The organism is Ampullimonas aquatilis (assembly GCF_049675895.1).
In the GTDB taxonomy this organism is placed as follows: domain Bacteria; phylum Pseudomonadota; class Gammaproteobacteria; order Burkholderiales; family Burkholderiaceae_D; genus Ampullimonas; species Ampullimonas aquatilis.
Map to the genome: position 1 here is coordinate 2,086,886 of NZ_CP183834.1, position 25,444 is coordinate 2,112,329.

General features: G+C 51.1%; 22 protein-coding genes. 6 read left to right on the plus strand and 16 right to left on the minus strand.

All coding sequences use genetic code 11. From position 1 onward, the window contains the following. Nucleotides 1-110: 110 nt before the first annotated feature. On the minus strand, nt 111-791 hold the full coding sequence (locus tag ACMYR3_RS09625) for a lipocalin family protein (protein ID WP_424191662.1): 681 nt from the start codon (nt 789-791) through the stop codon (nt 111-113). Between the two features lie 45 nt (nt 792-836). Further along, a complete protein-coding gene (locus tag ACMYR3_RS09630; protein ID WP_424191664.1) occupies nt 837-1,052 on the minus strand; it encodes a CsbD family protein in 216 nt (71 codons plus the stop codon). Between the two features lie 282 nt (nt 1,053-1,334). Here ACMYR3_RS09630 and ACMYR3_RS09635 point away from each other — a divergent pair, with 282 nt between their 5' ends. Continuing rightward, nucleotides 1,335-1,706 carry a response regulator gene (locus ACMYR3_RS09635; protein ID WP_424191666.1) on the plus strand — a complete coding sequence of 124 codons (372 nt, stop codon included), beginning with the start codon at nt 1,335-1,337 and terminating at the stop codon, nt 1,704-1,706. 185 nt (nt 1,707-1,891) lie between these two features. Here the strand turns inward: ACMYR3_RS09635 and ACMYR3_RS09640 are convergent, their stop codons facing one another. From ACMYR3_RS09640 to ACMYR3_RS09660, 5 genes are all read right to left on the minus strand, one after another. Beyond that, a complete protein-coding gene (locus ACMYR3_RS09640; RefSeq protein ID WP_424191668.1) occupies nt 1,892-2,050 on the minus strand; it encodes a DUF1328 domain-containing protein in 159 nt (52 codons plus the stop codon). Nucleotides 2,051-2,074: 24 nt separating this feature from the next. Continuing rightward, nucleotides 2,075-2,629, minus strand: coding sequence for a ferritin-like domain-containing protein (locus tag ACMYR3_RS09645; protein ID WP_424196448.1), 555 nt, complete (start codon nt 2,627-2,629; stop codon nt 2,075-2,077). A gap of 29 nt (nt 2,630-2,658) precedes the next feature. Further along, the gene (locus ACMYR3_RS09650) at nt 2,659-3,018 is read right to left on the minus strand and encodes a hypothetical protein (protein ID WP_424191670.1); all 360 of its coding nucleotides are present in this window, start codon (nt 3,016-3,018) and stop codon (nt 2,659-2,661) included. A 6-nt stretch (nt 3,019-3,024) separates the two neighbouring features. Then, nucleotides 3,025-3,345 carry a BON domain-containing protein gene (locus tag ACMYR3_RS09655; RefSeq protein WP_424191672.1) on the minus strand — a complete coding sequence of 107 codons (321 nt, stop codon included), beginning with the start codon at nt 3,343-3,345 and terminating at the stop codon, nt 3,025-3,027. A gap of 209 nt (nt 3,346-3,554) precedes the next feature. Continuing rightward, complete coding sequence (locus ACMYR3_RS09660; RefSeq protein WP_424196450.1) at nt 3,555-4,187, minus strand: response regulator; 633 nt, start codon at nt 4,185-4,187, stop codon at nt 3,555-3,557. A 252-nt stretch (nt 4,188-4,439) separates the two neighbouring features. On the opposite strand from ACMYR3_RS09660, the gene ACMYR3_RS09665 reads away from it, so the two are divergent. After that, on the plus strand, nt 4,440-5,945 hold the full coding sequence (locus ACMYR3_RS09665; RefSeq protein ID WP_424191674.1) for a CHASE3 domain-containing protein: 1,506 nt from the start codon (nt 4,440-4,442) through the stop codon (nt 5,943-5,945). A 362-nt stretch (nt 5,946-6,307) separates the two neighbouring features. On the opposite strand, the gene ACMYR3_RS09670 is transcribed toward ACMYR3_RS09665, so the two are convergent. The 8 genes from ACMYR3_RS09670 to ACMYR3_RS09705 all read right to left on the minus strand — a co-directional run bounded on the left by ACMYR3_RS09670 (nt 6,308) and on the right by ACMYR3_RS09705 (nt 17,421). Then, nucleotides 6,308-7,489 (minus strand): MFS transporter, encoded by a 1,182-nt coding sequence (locus tag ACMYR3_RS09670; protein WP_424191676.1) that lies wholly within the window; start codon nt 7,487-7,489, stop codon nt 6,308-6,310. A gap of 6 nt (nt 7,490-7,495) precedes the next feature. Then, nucleotides 7,496-8,635, minus strand: coding sequence for a M28 family peptidase (locus ACMYR3_RS09675; protein ID WP_424191678.1), 1,140 nt, complete (start codon nt 8,633-8,635; stop codon nt 7,496-7,498). A gap of 42 nt (nt 8,636-8,677) precedes the next feature. Further along, nucleotides 8,678-9,787 (minus strand): chorismate synthase, encoded by a 1,110-nt coding sequence (aroC, locus tag ACMYR3_RS09680; RefSeq protein ID WP_424191680.1) that lies wholly within the window; start codon nt 9,785-9,787, stop codon nt 8,678-8,680. A gap of 344 nt (nt 9,788-10,131) precedes the next feature. Then, nucleotides 10,132-11,538, minus strand: a complete 1,407-nt coding sequence (locus ACMYR3_RS09685; protein WP_424191682.1) for a diguanylate cyclase — start codon at nt 11,536-11,538, stop codon at nt 10,132-10,134. Between the two features lie 10 nt (nt 11,539-11,548). Further along, entirely contained in the window at nt 11,549-12,217 is a 669-nt protein-coding gene (locus ACMYR3_RS09690) for a chemotaxis protein CheC (RefSeq protein WP_424191684.1), read from the minus strand. A 5-nt stretch (nt 12,218-12,222) separates the two neighbouring features. Next, nucleotides 12,223-12,606 (minus strand): response regulator, encoded by a 384-nt coding sequence (locus ACMYR3_RS09695; RefSeq protein WP_424191686.1) that lies wholly within the window; start codon nt 12,604-12,606, stop codon nt 12,223-12,225. A 41-nt stretch (nt 12,607-12,647) separates the two neighbouring features. Continuing rightward, nucleotides 12,648-13,316 carry a hypothetical protein gene (locus tag ACMYR3_RS09700; protein ID WP_424191688.1) on the minus strand — a complete coding sequence of 223 codons (669 nt, stop codon included), beginning with the start codon at nt 13,314-13,316 and terminating at the stop codon, nt 12,648-12,650. 385 nt (nt 13,317-13,701) lie between these two features. Beyond that, nucleotides 13,702-17,421, minus strand: coding sequence for a hydantoinase B/oxoprolinase family protein (locus ACMYR3_RS09705; RefSeq protein ID WP_424191690.1), 3,720 nt, complete (start codon nt 17,419-17,421; stop codon nt 13,702-13,704). A 215-nt stretch (nt 17,422-17,636) separates the two neighbouring features. On the opposite strand from ACMYR3_RS09705, the gene ACMYR3_RS09710 reads away from it, so the two are divergent. From ACMYR3_RS09710 to ACMYR3_RS09725, 4 genes are all read left to right on the plus strand, one after another. Further along, nucleotides 17,637-18,887, plus strand: a complete 1,251-nt coding sequence (locus ACMYR3_RS09710; protein ID WP_424191692.1) for an FAD-dependent oxidoreductase — start codon at nt 17,637-17,639, stop codon at nt 18,885-18,887. Between the two features lie 78 nt (nt 18,888-18,965). Beyond that, complete coding sequence (locus ACMYR3_RS09715; protein ID WP_424191694.1) at nt 18,966-19,829, plus strand: class I SAM-dependent methyltransferase; 864 nt, start codon at nt 18,966-18,968, stop codon at nt 19,827-19,829. Between the two features lie 157 nt (nt 19,830-19,986). Next, nucleotides 19,987-22,458 (plus strand): heavy metal translocating P-type ATPase, encoded by a 2,472-nt coding sequence (locus ACMYR3_RS09720; RefSeq protein WP_424191696.1) that lies wholly within the window; start codon nt 19,987-19,989, stop codon nt 22,456-22,458. A 119-nt stretch (nt 22,459-22,577) separates the two neighbouring features. Beyond that, a complete protein-coding gene (locus ACMYR3_RS09725) occupies nt 22,578-24,098 on the plus strand; it encodes an NAD(P)H-hydrate dehydratase (RefSeq protein WP_424191698.1) in 1,521 nt (506 codons plus the stop codon). A gap of 169 nt (nt 24,099-24,267) precedes the next feature. Here ACMYR3_RS09725 and ACMYR3_RS09730 read toward each other — a convergent pair whose 3' ends face one another. Then, nucleotides 24,268-25,299: a bifunctional transcriptional activator/DNA repair enzyme AdaA gene (locus tag ACMYR3_RS09730; protein WP_424191700.1), complete on the minus strand. Its 1,032-nt coding sequence runs from the start codon at nt 25,297-25,299 to the stop codon at nt 24,268-24,270. Nucleotides 25,300-25,444: the final 145 nt, after the last annotated feature.

Here is a 25,444-nt window from a genome sequence, read left to right on the forward strand (position 1 = left end):
AAAATCTCAGAAGTGGCAGGTATACAGTCAACTGACGGCTGTCATCAATAATAAATGCACGCAGACAATCCTAGCATTAAGATGATCAAAACCGGCAGGCTGACTGAAACTTATTGTAGATGAAAAATGGGTTCTGCCTGAACCATTAGACGCATGGTCGATTTCTCAGGCTTCGGGACTGACTCAATCATTGACTTGCCGATGAAGGGAAGACTTTCTGGATGCTGCACTGTTCGATTAATCTTTAATACATCAAAACCGATCATCCGAGCATGCTCCATTAATTCCTGATAACGCTTTTCGCTTAAATTGGCAACCCTGGCCATGATCCAGCCATATTGTTTATCTTCACTGCCTAGAATCATGCTCTGAAAATCGTCTGACATGTAATAAATGCGATAACTTAACCAGTCTGCATTGGGCTGATGCAATACCTGTTCAATATGAAGTGCATCAGTTTGCTCAACCATGCTGGTATGGTCGATAACGACGTCATTATCTGACTGAGCCTGAGAAAGTGTTGCCTGCAGCAAATTTTGTGAATTGCGGCAAACAAAAACACGACTTAATTGGTCATTGCCATCTGGCAACAAACTCATTTGATCATCTGATATGCAATCTGCCTGCTCCGGATTGGGCAATCTGGCCAGTTCAAACCAATGACCAGCCATACCCCATTCATGATCACCTGCCCCTTCTCCTGGCACAATACCATTCGAAGCCTCTTTGATTAAACCGAAAACTAGAGCGAGCAACAGGAAAAACCAGAGTACCGATGTTGAAATTCTCATGATCGCTCTCAGATAAATTGAAGATCGACATACTTAGTGACTTTGTTAGTGACGCTGGTCCGGGCGGTGACGAGTCAGGAAGAGATCAACATCTGTTTCCAGTTGTTGCCGGATCAATCCGTACTGAACCTGTATCCTTCCTGATAATTGCGCTCTTTTACCTGCAATTACATCAAGCTCATCATGATTGAATTCACCGATTTTTTGCAATAATCGGCCTCTCAGTTGTTTCCAGTTTCCTGCAATGATGTCCCAATTCATGAGTCACTCCTTGATGTAAAAAAATCAGCTGAGCACAACTTCATATTAAATATCTTGGTTTTGCCAAGCTTTCAGTAAGGCCTGAAAGAAAAGTCAGAATATTTGTGCTTGCCTTATAGGAATACACCTACATCCTAAGGAATAAGCGTGAGGAAACTGTTGGAAAATCTGACAATTTGCAACAGCAAAGTAGGAATCCGACTACGGATAATTTCGTTGATCTTCACTAGTATTGGCAGGGGAATTCCGTAGAATGAAAGTACCTTATTTAAATCTGAATTTATGATTGCCTTTTTAGTAGAAGACTCAAAAAAAATTCGTGAGTCGCTCATCGCCCTGATTAACAGCATGACTGAGATTGTGATTGCAGATTTTGCAGAAACTCAAAATGATGCAATCGAGTGGCTTGAGAACAATCCATGGGATGTTGTCATCGTCGACTTAAATCTTCGAGAAGGCCACGGGCTGGAGGTTTTACGTGCCCTGCAAACCAATTCCAAAGTTGATCTATCTGCTAAAAGACGCGTGGTACTGACCAATTACGCCAGTCCACAAATGCGAATTCGCTGTGAAGAACTTGGGGCAGATGCTTTTTTTGATAAATCAAGCGATATTGATCGCCTGATTGAATACCTGACTGGTGAACCCGCCTAGGCAATCTTTGAATAAACAGTTGAATTTGAAAATTTGACCGGATCTGCCAAAAAAGTAATCCGCAATACAGCAAGATTTAACGGAAATATGTCACATTGTTAGTTAACATTAATACACATTTATTACAAATATCACATTTCATCCATATAAAAAAGCATCATAACGATGCTTTTTTTATAACCGTTTTATCGAATCAGGCTAGTCACGAGAGACACGATAAACATGATCAGAAAAATGAAGAAAAGTATCTTGGCAATGCCGACAGCACCAGATGCAATGCCACCAAAACCAAATACGCCGGCAACCAAGGCAATCACAAAAAATACTGCAGCCCAATGTAGCATGATGCGCTCCTTATCAGTAAAGGTTTAAACTTCGAGAAGATCGATCAGATCATCCGAATGTTCTTCTTCTTTCGCTAAAATTTCTTCCAGTAAGCGCCGTGTCGAAGGATCTTCTTCACCAATGTACTGAACCATTTGCCGATAACTATCAATGGCAATCCGTTCTGCAATCAGGTTCTCTTTAATCATGTCTTGCAAAGCAATACCGGCAAAGTATTCGGCATGACTGCGCTCAGCCAGTCCTACCGGATTGAAGTCAGGTTCACCACCCAATTGCACAATCCGCTCCGCGAGAAGATAGGCATGACTCAACTCCTCATCAGCATGCTCAATGAATTCTGCGGCCGCCACCTGAGCCTTGATCCCCTTTGCCACATAATAGTGGCGCCGATAACGCAGCACGCACACCAGCTCGGTCGCAAGCGCACCGTTAAGCAGCTGGACAACCTCTTTGACATTAGCGGCATAACTCCGCGTCACGGGCCCACTTTCAATATCCTTGCGTGCTCTGGTTCGGATCAATTGAATATCTTCAATCGGGGCTACTCTGTCTGCCTTCAGTGCATGCTCGTCAACCATCTTTTTGCCCTGCTTTTTCATATCGCCCCCTAACGAACCGCTTTTTTAATTGAACGGGTCTGGCCACTGTCATTATTTTTACGACAGGAAACCAAGCCGATAACCAGCAAACTCGCAGCAAGCAAACCCACAGCGCCAATCACTTGCAAAGGACGTTGCTGCGCATAGTGCAATCCCAGATGGATCGCATCATGGGTCTTGACCACGGCACGCTCCTTATTGGAGCGCAATGAGCTGGCACCCTTTTCAACCAAATCAGAAAGTTGATCTTTTAACTGTGCCGATTGTTTGTTGCCATCCTTGCCAATGGCATGAATCAAATTTTCGGCACGCGTCATCAGATCATGCCAATCGGCACTCACTTCATCTTTGTTGATATATTTCATCATCGCCCCCTATGATTTGATACGGATATCATTCTTGACAGACTTCACACCTTTGACCTTTGCAACTATTTCAACCGCCTGGGTACGTTGGGTCTCGCTTTTTGCAAAACCACTCAGCTGGACAATGCCTTTATAGGTTTCAACGGTAATGTCGCCCGCATCAACGGTTTTGTCTTCGACAAATGCGGCCTTAACCTTGGTGGTAATGACCGAATCATCAATGTATTCGCCTGTACTTTCTTTACCAGGTGTGGAAGCACAGGCAGTAATCAGTACTGGTGTGGCGGCAAGAAGAATCGCTGCTACAGCGCTACGCATTTTGTTTTTCATTGTGAATCCTTTCTAGGAGTAATGTCTGACTGACATGTGTTCACTTTAAAAAAACTCACCAGGCTTGCCTGTAGGACAAACATGGCAATCACTCACAAAGACTGGCAGTTACTCTGTAGGGTCTGGCTGACAAAGTATTGCCAGCAACAAAAAAGCCCACTCGATGTGGGCTTTTTGATGAACTATGCAATCAATCTGGCTGGTACTAATTACTCCATCAAACCGTTTTTCATGGCGTAATAAGTCAGGTCGCTATTGGATGTCAGTCCCATTTTTTCCAGCACACGAGTACGATAGGTACTCACTGTCTTGACACTGATATGCAGTTGATTGGCAATATCGGTGACGGTTTCACCTTTGGATAAACGAATAAAAACCTGTAACTCACGATCCGACAATTGTGTATGAACCGGCGCTTCGTTGTCTTTATTGACACCTGAAGCCAGCACCTCACCAACTGACTGACTGATATAGCGACGACCTTGTGCCGCAATCCGGATTGCTTTGATCAATTCATTGGGGTCACAATCCTTTTTCAGATAACCACTCGCTCCCATGCGCAGCATATTCATTGCATATTGCTCTTCTGCAAAACCACTCAAGATCAATACCGGCAATTCTGGATGGGTCAACTTGATTTGACGCAATGTATCCACACCATTTTGGCCGGGCATGGAAATATCGAGCAAAAGCACATCGCACTCTTTTTTACGTACGATATCCATCGCTTCATTGCCATTAGAGGCTTCATGCAGCACCTTCATATCAATCTGATCAGAAATGAATTGCTTGAAACCAGTCCTCACAATCTGATGATCATCGGCAATGGCAACTCTTATCATGGGCATAATCAATCCGCTGTCTGTAAATGTGGTTTCATTATGAAGGGACAATCGCAGAAAATCTTAACCTGTTAGCTGATCTGCGTGTAGTCATTCACCTACAGGCTGAATGATCGGAGTACGATAAGCTATGACTAAGCAGACAAATACAGAGTAATACTGAGGAAATCCTCTGATTCAAAATAATTCTCCAAGACTTGAATGACATGCCAACTTTCATTCCAGCACTGGTCAAACAAAAATAGGTAGCCTGTGTATCCTTCCTTCAAAGACATTGTCAAACGCAATATCACGCTCTCTACAATGGCAATCTGGTTGTCATTAGGGATATCGCTGACTGCATTGATTTTTTCTGTTTACAGTAGCCAGGCTTTAAGTGATGCCAATGTCTCTCTCAAAAAACATCTCATCGCCAAAACCCAACTGCAACAACTCATGGCCCTGCTGGTTGAGGCAGAAAGCAGTCAGCGTGGCTATATATTAACGGGCAAGGAAAACTATCTCACCCCTTATTACGATGCCACGGCAAGCATCAATACAACCCTGGACACCTTACGCAATGTCTACGTGACCGAGCCCGATCTCTTGCCGGAACTGTCCAAGATATCGCGCCCCATCAGTGGCAAGATGACTGAGCTGGAATTGACACTGACATTACAAAAACGCGGTCAAACTGCTGCAGCCAAAGAAATCATCGAAACGGATATCGGCAAAATTGGCATGGACACCATCCGCAAAAATGTGGATGCCTTGTCTAATAAAGAAACCATCGTGGTCGATGATTTGACCGAGTCATTTCGCTTTTATCAGCAACTCAGTCAGTGGGGTGTGCTGATTTTGATTGCCCTGAATCTGATTGCTTTTTTCCTGACTGTCCATTTCATGCGTCGTGCCGCACAAATGGAACATATCAATCGTCTGGCTTTGGAAGCAGAAAAAAAACGCCTTGACCAGCTGGTGGCAGAACGCACTTCTGAATTATCTGATTTGACGGAATATCTGCAAGTCGTTCGAGAAGAGGAACGAGCCACACTGGCGCGCGAACTCCATGATGAACTTGGTGCCGTCTTGACTGCCGCCAAACTGGACTCCATGTTTATCCGCGCCAAATTAAAAAATGCGGACCCACTGATTCTGAACAAACTATCCAATCTGACCACCACCCTTGACGATGGGATCAAACTCAAACGCAAGATTATTGAAGATTTGCGGCCCTCGACCCTGACTAATCTGGGCTTTGCCATGGCCATCAAGATGCTGTGCGAAGAGTTTTCGGAGCGAGCCAATATTGGCCTGGACTTGCGTTGCCAGGATGATTTGACCATACACGATTCATTGGGCATTGCACTGTATCGCATCGTGCAGGAGTCCTTAACCAATATTGCCAAATACGCGCAAGCCAGTGCCATTCAGATTGTGTTTGATCCACAAGGCACGATTCTCAACGTATCCATCAAGGACAATGGTCAGGGTTTTGAACCTGAAAAACTGATCAAGGGGCATGGCCATGGTTTAATCAGCATGCGACAGCGCATTGCCGCATTACGGGGCAAATTCTCGATCCAAAGTGCGCCTGGCCAGGGTACATTGATTCAGATTTCAGTCCCCATCACCTTACAGTCACAACTCAATATCTCTCAACCCGTACCGCCGGTTGTCGAAGTCCAGATTGAGCCGATGCCACCAACACCCTCGCCTGCACCATCAGAACCAGAAACAATAACAGAAAAACCGCTTCAATCTGCTCATCGTGCTTAAAGTAGGCCATCGGCTGTGTACATAATGGCCTCACCTGAAGTAATGTCGTGCTTAATTGAACTTGATAATTGCCATCCTCTTTGTGATCCATTTTGCTATGGAGCGCAATCCATAGCAAATCGGTAAGAATCGACGGGAGCAGGCACTGGACGTATCTGACAAATCCTTGGACAACCCCCATTTTGACCTGCTCAAGCAAGCACTTGAAACAGCCAGCGATTTCAAAGAAATCTTGTTCCCAAGGTATACCTACCAGGTGTATATCTTAAAATCAATCCATCAAGTGCATTATATATAGGCTATTTTTTACACTACTATCCAGTATATTTAAATGCTATGCCTCCGACCACGCCATCTGCCTACTAGGCAGATGGCTCGACATGTTCGGCAAGATGCTGGCTACGGTAAAACGACTGGCGCATCGCCAAAGCACCGAGCAAGGCAAAGATGGCTGACAGACCATACACCGCACAGGCACCATAGCTCTTCCACAAAGCCCCCAGCGCCACGCCACCAATCGCCCCACTCAACCCATAAGCAAGGCTGCTATATAAAGCCTGACCACGTGCCTGCAAGGGCCCGCCAAACCAGGTTTGCAGACGCAATACGCTGGCCGTGTGATGTGCGGCAAAGGTGGCGGCATGCAGGAGTTGCGCCGCCATCATCAGCACCACCGACTGCGCCAGCCAGGCCATGATGCTAAAGCGCACCGCCGCGAGTGCAAAACAGGCGAGTAAAATCAGTTGCAAGGAAAAACGCCGAAACACCGGCCCTTGCCAAAAGAAAAACAGTACTTCGGCCAACACACCCAGTGCCCACATGCCCCCCACCTGGGTCTTGCTGTAGCCCAGCTCGGACAAATAAATGGAATAGAACACATACCAGCCCACATGCGCCAGAATCATCAAAAAACTGGCGACAAAAAACCAGGCTACCGCCGGTTGCACCAGCAGTTGCCGCACCCTGCCCTGGATGCGTTGTGGTACAGGTGCCTGAAAATCACGCAACTGATAAACGCTGGCAACAGCCAAACCAAATAGCGTGATGGCAATCCAGGGAAAGCGTGCCACACCCAGATGTTCAATCACATATCCGCCTGCGCCAACCGTCACAATAAAACCAATGCTGCCCCATAAACGCAGTCGTCCAAAATGGCCTGCGTGGCCCTGCGTGACGCCGACGGCCATAGCTTCCACCAACGGTGTTTGCGAGCAGGTAAAGAGATTGATCAAGGCCATGGCACAAAACATCCAGGCAAAGTCTCGGACAAAAAACAGCGCCGGAAAGAATAGCAAAGCCAGTGTGGAGGTTGCCCGTACCACGGCAATCCGGGTGTGCAGGCTATCAGCCACCCAACCCCAGAGCGTTGGGCCAAACACCCGCGTGACCTGAATCACCGCCATCAGCACGCCAATTTGCAGGGCGTTAAAACCAAGGTGTTCAAAGTACAGCGACAGATAAGGCGAATACACGCCATAAAAAGCAAAGTAGCAAAAGAAAAACAGCGCAAACCGATATGCGCCGGGGACGACCTGAAAGGGCATGAAAAACTAACGAGTGGGTGAAAGTGCAGTGGCTGAGACAGGCTTGAACTGCTCGGCAGACTGACCATTGGGCAGCGTTGCCGTACCGCTTGACGAGTCAGTTGCTGAATCAGTCACTGCGTCAGTCAGATCATATACCGTGGCTTGCAGTGCCTGCACCAGCAAGGCGAGCCGAATGTAATCCAGCTTTTCTGGGGTATCGCTCATCTTGTGATAATCATGATTCCGATTTAACGCCGTATCGGTGATCATCAGCGCAGGAACACCTTGCTCGCTATACGACCAATGATCAGACCAGTCGACCTCTTCAAACAGGCCGGGTGCCACGCCACCATGAATTGGCAATAGCGCATGACTGCGCAACAAGCCCGTGATCTGACGCACCCAGTCACGCGCTTGCAACTTGCCCACCAGGCCAATGTAATTGCCAGTATCCGGATACAGCAGGCTGAAAGGCCAAGGTAAATCCTGACTATCGGGTGCATCGCTGAAACAGCCAATCGCTTCCAGTGACAACATGCCCAATAGCTGATCACCTGCGACGGTACTATTTTTGGCCCGCACCAGACTGCCCATGGTGGGCGTTTTGAAATAAGGATCTTCTTCGTTGACGTAGAGTTCAAAGCGTACCCCAATCTTGGTTGCCTTGGCTTGATGGCGCAAACTTTCGGCCAGCACCAGCAGTGCAGCCACGCCCGAGGCATTATCATCGGCACCCGGGCTGGTAGGCACCGAATCATAATGCGCACCAATCACCAGCCATGTGGGTTTATCGGCTGATGGCCGGGTAGCCGGTAATTCGGCAATCAGGTTATAGACCGGGCCTTGGCCACCAGGAACCGCTTCCGGCCTGACCTGATAACCCATAGCCGTTAAACTATCGGTGAGATAAGCCTGTACCTGCTGCAAGGCCACCATTTCTTGCGCATGATGTGGCACTCGCGCCACGGCCAGCACATGCCGCTGCAACTGTGCCGCCATTTCAATGGTGTTGGCATCAGGTGAAGAACGTACCCCGCTATAGAGTTGACCGGGCATGCTGGTCATCCAGCCAATGGCAGCAAACACCAGCATGACCACCAGCAGCGTCAATACCCAAGCATTAAGCAATCTGACTTTGAGATTGACGGTTCTGACATTCACCATACTGACCTAGCGCGACAGAAAACAGCTTATTGAGCTTAAGGCTTAAACCTTGCGGCCAGCCTGGGCGGGAATAACTGGCGTGGCCACCGACACATCGGCACATTGCGCACGATGACGCAAGACATGATCCATCAGCACCAGCGCGAGCATGGCTTCGGCAATTGGCGTGGCACGAATGCCAACGCAAGGATCATGGCGACCAAAGGTTTGCACTTCAATTGGGTTGCCTGCCTTGTCAATCGAGCGCCGTGGTGTGCGGATTGATGAGGTTGGTTTGATGGCAATCGAGACGGTAATATCCTGGCCACTGGATATACCACCCAACATACCACCAGCGTTATTGCTCAAAAATCCTGCGGGTGTCAGTTCATCACCATGCACACTCCCCTTTTGCGCCACACTGGCAAAACCGGCACCGATTTCCACGCCCTTCACCGCGTTGATACCCATCATCGCATAAGCGATGTCGGCATCGAGCTTGTCAAACAGCGGCTCACCCAAACCCACTGGCACACCCGTGGCCACGACTTCAATCCGTGCGCCACACGAATCACCGTCCTTGCGCAGCTCGTCCATATAGGTTTCGAGCTGGCCGATCACGCTGTTGTTGGCCGCAAAAAATGGATTGGTGCGAACGTGTTCCCAAGACTCAAACGGCACCACAATCTCACCGAGTTGCGACATATAGCCACGAATTTCAATACCATATTTTTCGCGCAACCATTTTTTGGCCACCGCACCCGCGCCCACGATCGGCGCGGTCAAACGTGCCGATGAACGGCCACCGCCACGATGATCGCGAATCCCGTATTTATGCCAGTAGGTATAGTCGGCATGACCGGGACGAAAGGTCTCGGCGATATTGCCGTAGTCTTTGCTGCGCTGATCTTCATTGCGAATCAACAACGCAATCGGCGCACCGGTGGTCTGTCCTTCAAAAATGCCGGACAGAATTTCAACTGTGTCGGACTCTTGCCGCTGGGTCACATGCCGTGACGTGCCGGGCTTGCGTAAATCCAGTTCGGGCTGAATATCTGCCAGACCCAATGCCATACCTGGTGGACAGCCATCAATCACGCAGCCGATTGCCGGGCCATGAGATTCGCCAAAAGTGGTAACGGTAAACAGAGTGCCTAATGTGTTGCCGGACATAGATGAAAGATGCGCAGTGAAGAAAATGAGGAAAAGCCTGCAACCAGAGGCAAGCGAGTTCGGTAAACCAGCATTATACGGGGCGGCTGCGCTTGCCAACAGAGGTAAACGTGGAAGGGGCCGAAGGGGATGGTTTATCTTGCCCGCATGCTACCCACATGATGCCTTGCAAAAGGCCGGTAAAACACGATAGGCAATGTCTCGACAAGGGCTTGGGGAGTGGGCAACTGGTTACTCACAACGCAGTTAAATTCGCAGTCGGATTCGAAAATAATTGATACTGGGTAGTGGTATATATAATTATTAGCTGTTTAATTGCGTAATTTAAGGTTAAAAAATAAATACTACCCAATTCCTCTATCGCCCTCGGTAAACTTTATCCGGCCAGCCTGTTTGACGGCATACATCGCACTATCGGCATGATGCAAGAGCCTTGAAATGTTTCGGCCATGCTCTGGATAAACCGCTGCACCAATTGAAACCGTGACATTCACATGGCGGCTACGAATGTTGATGGGCTGACCAAAAGCACGCTGGATTTTTTTCTTGATCAGGTCAATATCTGTCGGCGAGCGCACATCATTGAGCAGCGCGACAAACTCATCGCCACCAAAACGCGCCACGACATCATCCTGTCGCAACGCACGTTGCAGTCGCCGCCCGACTGCTCTCAATACTTCATCCCCGGCTTCATGGCCAAACTGATCGTTAATCGGCTTGAAGTTATCCAGATCCATGAATAACACCACCAATTGACGCTGCAATTGTCTGGCCGAAATCAACGCTTTTTCAAACAGGGCATTGAAATGGGCACGATTGTACAAATCGGTAAGACCGTCATACATCGCTTGTCTGGCATCACGCAAGGCAATTTCCTTGGTTTCGTGAATATCCACCACCGTACCGATGAAGCCAGCAATCTGCCCGGGCTGATCACGCACCGGCGTGATATCAATCCGCATCCAGACCTTATGAGTTGGAAATTTGGACAAACGGGTGTTAAAGCGAAACTCACCACTAAAACGGGTTCGTGATTGCGCTGCCTGATGCCATAAATTACGCGCCCGCTCGACATCTTCCAAAGCGACAAAACTGACCCAATCCTTGCCACGACAATCATCCAGGGTACGGCCAATCAAGGCTAGCCAAAACTCATTGGCATAGAGCATATCGCCCGCAATACTGGTTTCAAAGATACCCACCGGTGCCTGCCGGGCCAGCTCTTTAAAACGAGCTTCACTATGCCGCAGCTGTTCCTGCATATCGGTCAGATGCTCCACCTTTTCTGAGAGCCGTCGTGCCTGTTCACGCAACAGATTCTCACGCTGAACGGTCGATGTAATGTCATTGATGATGATCAGACACCAACGCTGGCCATCACTGCTGTACAAGGGTGAAATCCGCACAGCCTGTTTAATGCGCTCAGGACTATCACGATCGGCAAAAATAGGAAATGGACTGGGATGCAAGGCATGGGATAACAAAGACGACATCCCCAGATCCAGCGCATCGCGCACCACAAAATCAACGCGGGGATCAATCGCACCCTGAAAAGCCAACTGCATGGAAATACCCAGCACCTGCTCTTCATTGGTAAAGGTATGACGCGCCAGCCAGCTATTCCACTGACACACTCTGGCCTCACGATCCAGTACGACGACACCACATTCAAGAGCATCAATCAATGGCGAGCTAAATGGCGAATTCATATGATCAAAAGACGTCTTGCTCAATCCAAGAATTTTTCCCATGAGTTCTTTTTCACGAAATACCAAACAGGGACTCAATCTTATTCACAAAACTGCGGATTGACGGTAAATCCATGATGAACAACACATAGCCAGTCACATTTTCGCTCGACAGACTCATACCGATTCGAGCCAGTAAAATATTGCGATCTGTCTCGCCCTCCACATAAGTTTCACCACCCTGGATAAATACGATTCTAGGCAAGGTACCCAACAGCTCGGTCTGAAACAGATTGGACAAGCTGTTCATGCAGCTATTGATGATGATGTTGCCAATTTCGGCCAGCGCATCTTGCTCCAGCTCGGTAATGTTATCGACATGTACCGCATCACCGAGCATGCGCCGTACAATTTCCAGACAGCCACGTTCTGGAAACAGCAACACCGTTTCAGTATGAAAATCCTGATGATCTTCAAATGCCTGAGAGATGCCACATATCCTTTGTGTACCATCACGACCATGCAACTGCGCCAAATACTCGATGAGTTGCTCGCGCGACACCAGTTCCACCGTCGGTACCGATAAGTCAATCCGGTCCGCCACGATCTGTGAGAAAACTTCTGCCGCCTCACCCAATGAAAGATTAAAGGTTTCAGCCAGGGCATCCAGTTGCAACTCCGTCAATTGAACCGGTAAGTCGTCCTGCTTGGTGGCTTCAGGCATGAGAATATCGTGACTCATGCTGATTACTCCGGCAACAGGGTTTTAAGAATTTCAACAATTAATGGTTCTGTGATTGGCTTACGAAAGAAATATACGCCCAGATCAGACGCCATTTTTTGTACGTGCTCCTGACCATTGGCTGTCAATAAAGCCGCCTTGAAGTTGGGCAAGCGTTGCTTCAAAATCGCAATCAAATCCAATCCGGTCATACCCGGCATATTCATGTCAATGATGCCAATATCAGGCTTGTGCTGTTCCAACAAGGCCAGTGCAGCATTGCCATCTGCCGCTTCAATGATATTGACTTGAATCCGGTACTTTTTGACCATCGCACCACTCATCATGCGCGACACCTTGCTGTCATCGACCAGCATGATCGTCGCTTGAGTTTTGACTGCTGTTTCCATTTTTTAAGGCTTTCGTAATTTGAAAATTTAAATTTGATAATTTAGACAAATTCTTCAACTTCGACCGCTGGCAAAGTCGCCGGATCGACCTGTGCACGACGAATTTCCTGGCTGGCAATCAGTTCCAGCACTTGTTGTGTAATGGCACGACAGGCATTATTGAGATGACTGGGCAGTTTTTCTTCCAGTTCGCCACGCAAGAGCATCTTGCTCACCGAAATGTTGTAAACCGGCGCGATGATGCGATCTTCATAACCAGCCAGCATGCGGCTGACCAGTTTGGAAGCGGTCATCTTCTGCCACACATTGGTGGGCCATTGGGAAGGCAAGGCATAGGCTTTGGGAAAGCGTTCCAGATCCTGAAGCAACGCACGAATGTCTTCTTCTGAATCACGAAACGGTAAAAGCACCACATCGGACATGGCAGCCAGTTTGCGATCCACATCGGTACGATTGGCACCACCGTCAAAGACGCCAAACCAATCCGGCGTATTGGTCAGTTTGGCCGCCACTTTCTCAAGGTTTTCTGCATTCCGGGCGTCAAATGGCAGATAACTGCGGCCGTTGCGCGACAGCTTGTCACGCTCGCAATCCGTGAGCACCGCCACGGTATAGCAACCGGTATCGCCCAACCCCTGTGAGAGCATATGAGACACCGTGGTTTTGCCGGTACCGCCCTTATTGCCAATAATACTGATGATTTTTGCCATTGATCACTCCTTAGGGAATGATCACATTGTCGGCAAGATGAATGCCCCGGCATCGTTTGAATAAGACAGAAAAGTACCGTTAATTCGAGTTGTGGTGCAAGGGAATGGATTGAACTGCCAAGACGCCAAGGCCGCCAAGAAAATCTGAAGATCAAAAGCGTTTGCCACAAAGACACGCAGAACACCAAGTCAAAAGCACTTCGGGGCACAATGCCAACGCACAGGCAGCGCATTCTTATTGATTCATGCTCTATCCTAGATTGCGTAGTGAACAGCGCACTTGATCGCAGATTCTTCTTGGTATTCTTTATGACTGCTTTGTGTCTTTGTGGTAAATGCCTTTACCTTTCCTTGGCCTCTTGGCGGTTCAATCCAATCTCTTCAACTAAACTGCAGCACCATAGCCACCGCCACCCGGTGTGCCGATTTCAAACACATCGCCAGGCTGCATGGTGGTACTGTCGACAAACTGCAATGCCTCCACCTGTCCATTGGCACGAATCACGCGGTTATAGCCGGTGGCACCGTCAGCACCCCTAGCCATGCCAAATGGCGCGTGCAGCCGGTTATTGGAAAGAATGCTGGCGGTCATGGTTTCCAGAAAACGGACGCGGCGCACGCCGCCATTGCCACCGGACCATTGCCCTGCTCCACCGGAGTGTGGCCGAATCGCATAGCTTTCCAGCAGCACCGGATAACGCCATTCGAGTACTTCGGGATCCGTCAGACGCGAGTTGGTCATATGGGTCTGCACCACATCACAACCGGCAAAACCATTGCCGGCACCCGACCCACCGGAAATGGTTTCGTAATACTGATACTGCGCATTGCCAAAGGTGAAGTTATTCATGGTGCCCTGACTGGCCGCCATGATTTGCAGGGCGCCGTACAAGGCATTGGTGATGCAGGACGAGGTTTCCACATTGCCCGATACCACCGCCGCCGGAAAATTCGGATTGAGCATGGAGCCTTCGGGAATGATGACCTTGATGGGTTTGAGGCAACCCGCATTGAGCGGCATATCATCATTGACCAGGGTGCGAAACACATACAGCACGGCGGCAATGCAGACAGCGCGTGGCGCATTGAAATTGTTGGGCAGCTGCGCCGAAGTACCGGTGAAGTCGACTACCGCTTCGCCACGGTCTTTATCCAGGCTGACCTGCACCACAATCACCGCACCATTATCGAGTTGATAGCGGTAACTACCCTTATTGAGTGGCAGAGCCTTGATCGCCAAACGCACTGCACGTTCGGCATTGTCCTGCACATGCTGCATATAAGCCTGTACCACGGCCAGACTGTAATGACTGACCATGGCCAGCAGTTCATCACAACCTTTTTGATTGGCCGCAATCTGGGCCCGCAAGTCGGCCAGATTCTGCTCGACATTACGCGCCGGATAAGGCGCTGTGGTCAACAACCTGCGCAATTCAGCTTCGTGCAACTCGCCCCTGCTCATGATGCACAGATTGTCGAGCAGGACGCCCTCTTCCTGCACCATGGTTGAATGGGGTGGCATGGAACCGGGCGTGATGCCGCCTATATCGGCATGATGACCACGCGAAGCCACATAAAACAGGAGTGTCTGCCCCGCTTCATCAAACACCGGGGTAATGACGGTGACATCGGGCAAGTGGGTGCCACCGGCATAGGGATCATTCAGCGCAAACACATCACCCGCCTGTATGCATCCTTCATTGCGCATGATAATGGTCTTGATGCTTTCCCCCATCGACCCCAGATGGACCGGCATATGCGGTGCATTGGCAATCAGATTGCCTTGTGCATCAAAGATGGCACACGAAAAATCCAGACGTTCCTTGATATTGACCGAGTACGCCGTGCTCTGTAGCCTTGCCCCCATCTGCTCGGCAATACTCATGAAGAGATTATTGAACACTTCGAGCAACACCGGATCAGCCGTTTCAGGCTGTTCGGTTTGCTGTTGCGTCACTTTACCGGTGGATGGTAGTGCGAGCGGCATAACACGACGTAGCACCAGATTATTCTGGGCTGTTACCTCAGCCTGCCAACCCACTTCCACCACTGTCGTGGCATTGTCCTCAGCAATGATGGCGGGCCCCGGAATATGATGACCGGGTTGCAAATTGGCACGTGGATACAAAATCGCATCACGCCAGCGTCCAGCGCTATACATCCGCACTGACTGACCATGCAAGCCGATATGACTCAGCGGATCAGGCTGATAACGTTGTTGCAGATCAGCACTCACATCAGCGGCTTCGTGCACGGCTTCGACTTCCAGACTATCAAACCAAATGGCTTTGCCACTCATCAATAAAGCAAAGCGCTGTTGATAGATTGCTTCAAATTGTTGCTGCATATTGGGCAGCGAATCTTTGAGCACAGTGATGACCGAATCGGAACCCACATACCGCAGGCGTGCTCTTTGAATCAGCTGGATCCTGGCAGCCGCAATACCCTGACTTTGCAAATGCGTCACGGCTTGCAGACTCAATTTTTGCCACTGAGCTTCCAGCTCAAGCAAAGCGCCATCCACAAAAGGCAACTCGACCGTTGCCTCACGCATGGCACTCTGGTTGGCAAGCCCCATGCCGTAAGCCGACAAGACACCCGCCAAAGGATGCGCAAAGACCGTTTTCATGCCCAGGGCATCGGCCACCAGACAGGCATGCTGACCGCCGGCACCACCAAAGGTGGTCAGGACATAATGGCTCACATCATGACCACGCGCTACCGATATCTGTTTGATGGCATTGGCCATGTTGGCTACCGCAATCTGCAATGCGCCCTCGGCAACCATTTCCCAGGTCATCAACTTGCCATGTGCCTTGCTCATGGTATCTGACAACTCATTCATTTTTTTCATGACGATGCGCCGATCCAGCGGCTCATTACCCATTGCACCAAACACATGTGGAAAGTGCGCCGGGACGATCTTGCCCAGCAACACATTGCAATCGGTAACTGTCAAAGGCCCACCACGTCGATAACTGGCCGGTCCCGGATTGGCGCCCGCCGAATCTGGACCAATCCGCAAACGCTCGCCATCAAAATGAACAATCGAACCGCCACCAGCCGCCACCGTATGAATCGATAACATCGGCACGCGCATGCGCACACCAGCAATTTGCGTGTCAAAGCTGCGCTCCATTTCGCTCAGCGCTGCGGCATCAAAATGGTCCGACTTGAAATGCGAGACATCGGTTGACGTGCCGCCCATATCAAAGCCGATAATACGATTAAAGCCAGCACTCAGACTGCTGCGCACCATGCCGACAATACCACCGGCCGGGCCCGACAAGATACTGTCCTTACCCTGAAAATGGCTGGCCGCCGTCAAGCCGCCATTGCTTTGCATGAATTGCACATTGACACCCGGCAGTGCCTTGGCTACCTGATTCACATAATGACGCAATACTGGTGACAGATACGCATCCACCACCGTGGTATCACCCCGCGCCACGAGTTTCATCAATGGGCTGATCTGATGCGAAGTGGATATCTGGGTAAAACCGACTTGCCTGGCCAGCTCGGCAATCTGCGCTTCATGCTGCGGATAACACCAGGCATGCATGAGCACAATCGCAATGGCGCGATAGCCCGCCGCGTACTGAGTCTGCAAATCCGCCAGCACCTTTGCCGTACCCAGCGCTTGTAATACCTCGCCACGCGCATTCAGGCGTTCATCCACTTCAATGACTTGCCGATACAGCAATTCGGGTAATTGAATCTGCAGATCAAACAGACGCGGCCGATTTTGATAGGCAATGCGCAGGGCATCATGAAAACCCTTGGTGATACATAAGAGTGTGGGTGCCCCCTTCCTTTCCAGCAAGGCATTGGTCGCCACGGTGGTGCCCATCTTCACACAATCAATCAGGCTCGCATCAATGGGCTGACCGTCTGCCACGCCCAGTAAATAACGAATCCCCGCCACAGCAGCATCGGCATAGTATTCAGGATTTTCCGATAGCAGTTTATGAGTGACCAGCTTGCCGTCAGGTTGCAGCGCCACAATATCCGTAAAGGTGCCGCCCCGGTCAACCCAAAACTGCCAGCGCGGCGGACGGTCAGTTGGCAAATCGTGAAACTGAAGACTAAGTGCTGCTTGCTGCATAAATGGTTAACTTTTCTGACTGATTGCTCAGTAAATCGGGTACAGATACAGGGTATAAATTCGAGGGTACATCAGATTTTAAGCAACAGAGATTGTCAATCTCGTTTGCGTGTATGCCACACCACCTTCTTTTCGATTATATTGTGCTCGATATCAGAACATTGGTCGTCAGGTGTCATCCTTTCGGCAAGCCGCATTTAAAAATATAAGAAACTATGAAAATTGCAGTGGTGGGGGCCGGTATCATCGGCATGAATACGGCTTACTATTTGGCGCGGGACGGACATACCGTCACGGTCTATGACCGTTGCAATGCCCCGGCGCAAGAAGCCAGCTTTGCTCATGGCGGCATTCTGTGCCCATCCTGGTCGGCACCGTGGAGCAAACCCGCGAGTCTGGCCGAACTGGTCAGGCATTTATCCAAAAAGAGTCAGCTGCAATTTGTTCATGGCTATAACAGCATCTTCTGGAACTGGTTGGGCAAATGGCTCAAGTCATTAAGTCACAAGCAATACCCGGCAGCTCAGGCACAACTTTATCGGCTGAGTCGCTACAGCCTGGATTGCCTGGATGACATCATCAGGCAACATCATATTGAGCTTGATCAGCGGCGTGGTTGTCTGCAGCTATATCGCAAGGAAAGCGATCTGGATCTGGCTCAGGCTGACTTGATTGGTCGACTGGGCGAAAACGGTGGTAGTCGGCTGGATCGCAATGCGAGCTACAAACTGGTGCCCACCTTGTCAGAAGACATGGATATGGTCGGTGGTATCTGGCAGGCCGATGCCATCAGCGGCAACGGTGCCTTGCTGGCCAAAACCCTGAAACAGATTTGTGATGACATGGACGTGCGCTTTCAGCTCGGCCAGACTGTTTCGGTACGCCTCAAGGAACGCCGTGGCCAGTTGATGCTGGGCAAAACACCACAAGACCACGAAGCGATTGTGATTGCAGCTGGCATGGGCTCACTAGACTTGTTGCGACGCCTGAAAATTCGCATCCCTTTGCTGGCCTTGCGAGGTTATTCGGCCACCCTGCCCTTGCGCCATCCAGAACTATTGCCTGCCCATGCCTTGCTGGATACCGCCAATGGTGTCAATCTGACGCCACTGGGCAATCATTTGCAGGCACGACTGCGCGTCAGCGCCATGACCCAACTGGTTTTGCCGGATCATCAGCCCAGCCAGGCGGAGAGTCAGGCGGCGTTTGACAAACTGACTACCATCGCCCACGAATGGCATCCCTATCCGGTTGATTACAATCGTGCCGCCTACTGGACTGGCCTCTGCCCCGTCACACCCCATGGCTTGCCGGTGGTGGGTGCCACGGCTCGTGCCAATGTGTTTTTGAATATTGGTCATGGTCAGCTGGGCTGGAGTCTGGCTGCCGGATGTGGAAAAATGCTGGCCGATACCATTGCCCAGCGCAAAACCATGATTGACCCAGCAGGACTGATCCTTGCGTAAAGATGTTCTGTTTGACCTTTTTTGTGCCTGTCTGTCAAATTTTCTGACAGGTGCTCATCTGATTCAGTCTGCGTTTCCATGAAAATCAAGCACGTTCAGTTCCCCATGTTTTTGCCCCCGCCGGGCCTCAAACGCACTTTGCGCCTGACAATGGGCCGAATTTTGCTGGCTTTGCAGCCTGGTCTGCGGCAAAAAATTGAAAAGGGACAAATTCCGGATTACCTCAGCGTCTGGGACAAATGCTCAATCGGCGCGGTGGTCGCTGCCCACTCGCAAGCAGGCACACTCGATAAACTCAATCATCTGCATCAATGGGCCTGGAAAAAAGACCAGGCGGTGGAATTTCACTCGCAAGCCAGCACTTTTTTCAAACAATACTGGCTGGAACATCACTCGGCCATTGAACCGGAAATTCGCAAGGAGATTCAGCGTGTTCCGGGCCAATACAGCACACTGTGTGAAATTGGCTGTGGCACCGGACTGGTGTTGCAGCATCTGGGTAATCATCTGACTGAATTGAAGCGCTTTGTCGGGCTTGATCTCAGTCCCGCCCAGATCAAGCTCAATCAGGAAAACTTTCGCGGCCTGGACAAATACGCCTTTGCCGCTGCCGATGCGGCCGAGTGGATTCCCCAGCAGGCACAACCGGGCTGGATCTACTTTACCAACGCTGGCGTACTGGAATACTTTCCGCGCGCCACATTGGCCAAACTGTTTGCCGATGTGATGGCAACCAAGCAACCTGCCGCCTTTGCCATCATCGAACCGATTGGCAGCTACGATCTGGATCGCGAGACTGAATCACGGCCACATGGTCATGAACATTCCCTGGCGCATAACTACCGCCTGCTGTTTAAAGAAGCTGGTTTCACGATTCGCTTTGAAACCACCCAGGAATTTGATGGTCAGCGCTGGATCCTGTTGATTGCCAGCACCAACTAAGCATTGCTCTCTGAATCAACTGACTCAATCAATTGACTCAGCCGCTTGAAGCAGGTTGTGTCGGATCAAAACCCCGCAATAAAACGGCACATCATCAACCATTAACGCACTGATGATGCACCGTTTGCGTTATGCTCAAGCTTGAGGAGAGCTGACCATGACGCAATTTCAGTCTTACCAATTTCCAAGCAAGTCTGACACTGCATGCTGCCATCATACTGCCAGCGAGTCCACTGCTTTGGCTCGGAGCGAAACCGGTCAAAGTCTGCTGGATCCGGTCTGCGGCATGAGCGTGACGCCTGCATCTCCGCATCATCTTGAGCATGCTGGCACAAACTACTATTTTTGCAGTGCCCATTGCGTACAAAAATTCAGTGCGCATCCCGAACAATATTTATCAGCCAAAACAGTCAATCAGCCTTTCGCACCAACGGGCATGACTGAGCCCGTTGCAGGCACGCGTTATACCTGCCCCATGCATCCGGAGATCATCGAGGATCATCCTGCCAACTGTCCTCTGTGCGGCATGGCGCTGGAACCCATGTTACCGACGCTGGATGAAACCGAAGCACCCGAGCTGACGGATTTTCGGCGGCGCTTTATCGTATCGCTGCCATTTTCGGTATTGGTGATGATGCTCGCAATGTGGGGACATCAACTGCTGCATAGCGTATTACCCATGACCGCGCAGCAATTCAATCTGCTGCAGTTGCTCCTGGCCTTGCCGGTCGTGGCCTGGGCGGGTTTGCCATTCTTTCAGCGCGGCATGGATTCAGTGCGCAACGCCAGCCCCAATATGTGGACGCTGATTGCGATTGGCACTGCCACTGCCTTTATTTACAGCACGGTGGCCACCTTCATGCCACGCTGGATTCCGGCAGCCTTTGCCATGCATGGGCAAACTGCCGTATATTTTGAAGCGGCCACCACCATCATTTCCCTGACCCTGCTTGGCCAGATTTTAGAGCTGCGGGCACGCGCCCAGACTGGCCTAGCCTTGCGTGCCCTGCTCGGGCTGTCGCCCAAAACCGCACGACGCATCCAGGCCGACCAAACCGAAACTGATGTCGCGCTGGAATTGATTCAAGCAGGCGATCATTTGCGGATTCGCCCCGGTGAAAAGGTGCCAGTGGATGGCGTGGTCATCGAAGGCAATAGTGCCATTGATGAATCCATGCTCACGGGCGAGCCAATGCCCGTCAGTAAAAAAGTCGGGGATAAAGTGATTGGTGCCACCATCAACGCCCACGGCAGCCTGATCATGCAGGCTGAAAAGGTCGGCAGCCAGACCATGCTCGCGCAAATTGTGCAACTGGTTGCACAAGCCCAGCGTTCCAAGGCACCGATGCAACGTTTGGCCGATCAGGTGGCCGGCTGGTTTGCAGGGATGGTGGTGGTTTGCGCCCTGCTCACTTGGCTGGCCTGGACCTGGCTGATGCCCAATCAGGGTTGGGTATATGGTTTGATCAATGCGGTAGCGGTACTGATCATTGCCTGCCCTTGTGCGCTGGGCTTGGCCACGCCGATGTCGATCATGGTAGCCAGTGGCACCGCCGCGCAGGAAGGCATTTTGTTTCGCGATGCCGCGGCGATTGAACAGCTCGGCAAAATCGACACGCTGATATTTGATAAGACCGGCACGCTGACCGAAGGCAAGCCGCGCTTTAGCAAAGCCTTGCCCGCTCCGGGATGGGATGCGGTGACGATGTTGCAACTGGCGGCCAGTCTGGATCAGGGTAGTGAACATCCGCTAGCCCATGCCCTGGTCAACGCAGCCAAAGAACAAAACCTGCCCTTATTGAAAACCACCCAGTTTGAATCCAGCACTGGCATGGGTGTCGTGGGTAGTGTGATTGACGCGGCCGGACAGTCACAACAACTTGCCTTGGGTAATCCAACACTGATGCAACAGCAAGGTATGGCCATTGACCCGGCCAGTGCGCCCTGGGCCGAGCAGATTGATAGTCTCAGTGAAGCCGGTGCCAGCATTTTGTATTTGTCCGTCAATCAACAACTGGCTGGTTTACTGGTGGTGGCCGACCTGATCAAACCCGATACGCTGACTGCACTCAAACAACTACGGGCACAGGGTTGTCACCTGATCATGGCCAGTGGTGATGGCCAACATACCGCCCGCGCGATTGGTCATCAGCTCGGTCTGGAAGAACAAAATGGCGAGGTATTTGGCAATTGCACCCCAGCCGATAAACAGGCACTCATCATCAAGCTTCAGGCCGAGGGACGCAAAGTGGCCATGGCTGGCGATGGCATCAACGACGCGCCCGCCTTGTCGCAAGCCGATGTGGGTATTGCCATGGGTAGTGGCACCGATGTGGCCATGCATAGCGCACAGGTCACGCTGGTTAAGGGTGATCTGCGGGGCATTGCGCGGGCACGCACCCTGTCGCAACAAACCGTGCGCAATATGCGGCAAAACTTGTGGTTTGCGTTTTTCTACAACAGCCTGGGGATTCCCCTTGCCGCAGGGGTGTTGTACCCTTGGACTGGTTGGTTGCTCTCACCCATGATTGCCGCACTCGCCATGAGTTTGAGTTCGGTATCAGTGATCAGCAATGCGCTGCGCTTGCGCAATCAGGCGCAAAAAAGTCGGCTGGCAGGCGCGTTATAAGTTTTATCAGCCAACCCAAAAAACGTCAAAAATGTGGTACACCTGGGTAGTAAACAAGTAATTAACCACTCTTAGGTGCGTATTTATTAGGTCTTTTTTTATACATTAGGGAAGTATCCATGAGTGCACTGTACTGCAGCAAGCTGATCCGTGAAATTGAGTCGTTGGGACAGGTCGGCCTGCCACCCCGCACACTCATGCAACGCGCCGGTCTGGTTGCCGCCAATTGGGCCCATGAACTGGTGCCACCGTACTCACAGATTTTGTTATTGGTTGGGCCTGGCAATAATGGTGGCGATGCCCTCGAAGCGGCAATGCGCTTGCGCGAACGCGGTCACAACATTACCGTCTGGGTCTTGGGTGATCCCAACCAGATGCCAGCCGACGCCGCCGCTGCCTATGCACTGGCACAGGGCGCAGGGCTCAAGCTGGTACAGGCGCAAGATGGCCTGCCTGCCGATCACGCCATGCTGCTCGAACACGCCGATCTGGTCGTCGATGGTCTGTTTGGCATTGGCTTGAGCCGTGCCCCGCAAGGCATCTACGCGCAGGTGATTGGTGCCCTGCGTCGTCATGTCGGTAAAAAAGTGTTGGCACTGGATATTCCGAGTGGCTTGAATGCCGATACCGGCTGGCCGCTGGAACACACCAGCACCGTGGTGGCAACCCATACCATCACCTTTCTGGCCGCCAAACCCGGCCTTTACACCGGTGCAGGCCGTGACTACACCGGCATTGTCCGGGTGGAAGAATTGGGCGTTAACCCTGCGACGCTGACCAGCATTCCACCCAATGCGGTACTCAATCAACCGGCGCGCTGGCAAGCCGAACTGCCCCAGCGTCATCATGCCAATCACAAAGGCAGTCATGGCAGCACCGCCATTTTGGGCGGCGTGCATGGCATGGCAGGGGCGGCATTGCTGGCTGGTCGCGCGGCACTTAAGCTGGGGAGTGGTCGGGTATTTGTGGGGCTGATTGACGCGCCCATGTTGTCTTGTGATCCGGTACAACCCGAGCTGATGCTGCGTAAGGCGGCCACGCTGGTGCAAACCAATCTGCAAGCCGTGGTGGCTGGCCCGGGCATGGGGCTGGATCAGGCCGGTTTGTTGTCCGAAGCCTTTCATCACCCTGCCCCTTTATTGCTGGATGCCGATGCACTCAATACCTTGGCCGATGATCTCGACTTGCGCGAGCGATTGGCGCAACGTCAGCAAAATGGTCTGGAAACCGTACTCACGCCACATCCACTGGAAGCCGCACGCCTGCTCGATGATGAAGTCCGAAATATTCAATCAGACCGCCTGCGCGCCGCACTGGAACTGGCCCGTCATTACGAAGCCATCGTGGTACTCAAGGGTTCGGGTACGGTGATTGCCAATCCGCTGGGCATGTTGATCGTCAACCCGACTGGTAATGCCGGTCTGGCCACCGCGGGTACTGGCGATGTGCTGGCTGGCATGATTGGCGCATTGCTCGCGCAAGGCATGTCGTCATTGGGTGCGGCCTGTGCCGGTGTCTGGCTGCATGGCAAGGGTGCCGATGATCTGGTCGCACAAGGTATCGGACCACTCGGCATTACTGCCAGCGAAGTCATTGATGCCACGCGGATGAGTTTGAATCAACTCCTACGGCATGAGTAAGCAGGCACAAGCAAGCAGCAATTCGGCATATCAATAAATCATCAGCCAGCCTGAATGCCGGCTTTAAGATATATTTAAATTTGATTGTTTCCATGGACGACAGGAATGCACCCGCTTTATGAAAGACTCATTCCATCATCCGAATTGGCTGACCGCTTTGCCAGACAAACTAGTCCATCCGACTGTTCTGACTGGCTTCCCATTGCAACAAGTGCTGCTTGCGCGCCAGCCCCCAGCGATAACCACCCAGACCACCATCACCACGAATCACCCGATGGCAGGGAATCAGCAAGGCCAGGCGATTGGCGCCACAAGCCGTACCCACTGCCCTGACCGCCTTGGGATGACCAATCGCCTCGGCCACGGCAGCATAGCTTTGCACACTGCCCTGCGGAATCTGTCGCAGGTAATGCCAGACCTTCATCTGAAAGGCGGTACCCAGCATATCCAGTGGCACGTCACACAAGACGGCAGCATGCTGGCTGAGCGCTGCTGAATGAGTCGCCCGTAAATAGGCATTCAGACTGGACATCCAAAGCTGAAATTGGCTGGAGCGCATGGACTGCGGACTTGACTGCTCTGACTGCACTGTCTGATCAGTCGTCACAGTTTGCTGTGCGGGCAACACGGCCTCAGCAAAAACAACTGCATTGATAATGGCCTTGGGAAATTCATTTTTCAAATTTGCAATCAACTGCGCGTCATCGTCACCCAGGCTCACCAGACATAAACCCCGATCAGTCGCGGCCATCAGCAAACGGCCAAACAGGGTGTCTGCCAGTGCATAGGTGATATTCACCGCGACACCACCAGCCTTATATTGACTCGGCGTCATGCCAAAATGCTGATCAACTTTTTCATACAGACGACTACTGGAACCCATGCCCGCCTCGTACAAAGCATCGGTCACCGATTGACCATGACGCAACTGCGACTTGATGACGCGGAGCCGACACGCCTCCTGATATTGGCGTGGTGACAGCCCCATCACACGCTTGAATTGACGTTGCAGATAAGCCGGACTCAAGTCCACCAAATTACCCAGTTCAGCCAACGATAAAACAGCTTCTGCATGCGCTTCAATATGCCGGGCAATCTGTAATACTCGCGCATCGGCACCAGAACTGGTCTGATCAGTCGATGCAGATTGATTCGCCAACGGCAAGCAGTCACAAAGCGGAATTGATTTGGGCGAACTCATGAATGGATATGAAAATAGCAATGTCATCAGTATGCCAGCTTGCACTGCCAAATTCGCTCCGAATCTTGCTGTTGCTCATCCTGTTTTGCAAAATTAATGGGCATGCATTCAGGCTCAACGCATGCCCAGTTATCCATCAGGCCTG

What these genes read in the sequence shown, in the direction of transcription:
- ACMYR3_RS09705 (WP_424191690.1), bottom strand. Translation starts at nt 17,421, where the DNA reads ATGCAGCAAGCAGCACTTAGTCTTCAGTTTCACGATTTGCCAACTGAC.
- ACMYR3_RS09690 (WP_424191684.1), bottom strand. Translation starts at nt 12,217, where the DNA reads ATGAGTCACGATATTCTCATGCCTGAAGCCACCAAGCAGGACGACTTA.
- ACMYR3_RS09725 (WP_424191698.1), top strand. Translation starts at nt 22,578, where the DNA reads ATGAGTGCACTGTACTGCAGCAAGCTGATCCGTGAAATTGAGTCGTTG.
- ACMYR3_RS09645 (WP_424196448.1), bottom strand. Translation starts at nt 2,629, where the DNA reads ATGGTTGACGAGCATGCACTGAAGGCAGACAGAGTAGCCCCGATTGAA.
- ACMYR3_RS09670 (WP_424191676.1), bottom strand. Translation starts at nt 7,489, where the DNA reads ATGCCCTTTCAGGTCGTCCCCGGCGCATATCGGTTTGCGCTGTTTTTC.
- ACMYR3_RS09710 (WP_424191692.1), top strand. Translation starts at nt 17,637, where the DNA reads ATGAAAATTGCAGTGGTGGGGGCCGGTATCATCGGCATGAATACGGCT.
- ACMYR3_RS09655 (WP_424191672.1), bottom strand. Translation starts at nt 3,345, where the DNA reads ATGAAAAACAAAATGCGTAGCGCTGTAGCAGCGATTCTTCTTGCCGCC.
- ACMYR3_RS09720 (WP_424191696.1), top strand. Translation starts at nt 19,987, where the DNA reads ATGACGCAATTTCAGTCTTACCAATTTCCAAGCAAGTCTGACACTGCA.
- ACMYR3_RS09675 (WP_424191678.1), bottom strand. Translation starts at nt 8,635, where the DNA reads ATGGTGAATGTCAGAACCGTCAATCTCAAAGTCAGATTGCTTAATGCT.
- ACMYR3_RS09685 (WP_424191682.1), bottom strand. Translation starts at nt 11,538, where the DNA reads ATGGGAAAAATTCTTGGATTGAGCAAGACGTCTTTTGATCATATGAAT.
- aroC (WP_424191680.1), bottom strand. Translation starts at nt 9,787, where the DNA reads ATGTCCGGCAACACATTAGGCACTCTGTTTACCGTTACCACTTTTGGC.
- ACMYR3_RS09625 (WP_424191662.1), bottom strand. Translation starts at nt 791, where the DNA reads ATGAGAATTTCAACATCGGTACTCTGGTTTTTCCTGTTGCTCGCTCTA.
- ACMYR3_RS09730 (WP_424191700.1), bottom strand. Translation starts at nt 25,299, where the DNA reads ATGAGTTCGCCCAAATCAATTCCGCTTTGTGACTGCTTGCCGTTGGCG.
- ACMYR3_RS09635 (WP_424191666.1), top strand. Translation starts at nt 1,335, where the DNA reads ATGATTGCCTTTTTAGTAGAAGACTCAAAAAAAATTCGTGAGTCGCTC.
- ACMYR3_RS09630 (WP_424191664.1), bottom strand. Translation starts at nt 1,052, where the DNA reads ATGAATTGGGACATCATTGCAGGAAACTGGAAACAACTGAGAGGCCGA.
- ACMYR3_RS09660 (WP_424196450.1), bottom strand. Translation starts at nt 4,187, where the DNA reads ATGATAAGAGTTGCCATTGCCGATGATCATCAGATTGTGAGGACTGGT.
- ACMYR3_RS09695 (WP_424191686.1), bottom strand. Translation starts at nt 12,606, where the DNA reads ATGGAAACAGCAGTCAAAACTCAAGCGACGATCATGCTGGTCGATGAC.
- ACMYR3_RS09640 (WP_424191668.1), bottom strand. Translation starts at nt 2,050, where the DNA reads ATGCTACATTGGGCTGCAGTATTTTTTGTGATTGCCTTGGTTGCCGGC.
- ACMYR3_RS09700 (WP_424191688.1), bottom strand. Translation starts at nt 13,316, where the DNA reads ATGGCAAAAATCATCAGTATTATTGGCAATAAGGGCGGTACCGGCAAA.
- ACMYR3_RS09715 (WP_424191694.1), top strand. Translation starts at nt 18,966, where the DNA reads ATGAAAATCAAGCACGTTCAGTTCCCCATGTTTTTGCCCCCGCCGGGC.
- ACMYR3_RS09650 (WP_424191670.1), bottom strand. Translation starts at nt 3,018, where the DNA reads ATGATGAAATATATCAACAAAGATGAAGTGAGTGCCGATTGGCATGAT.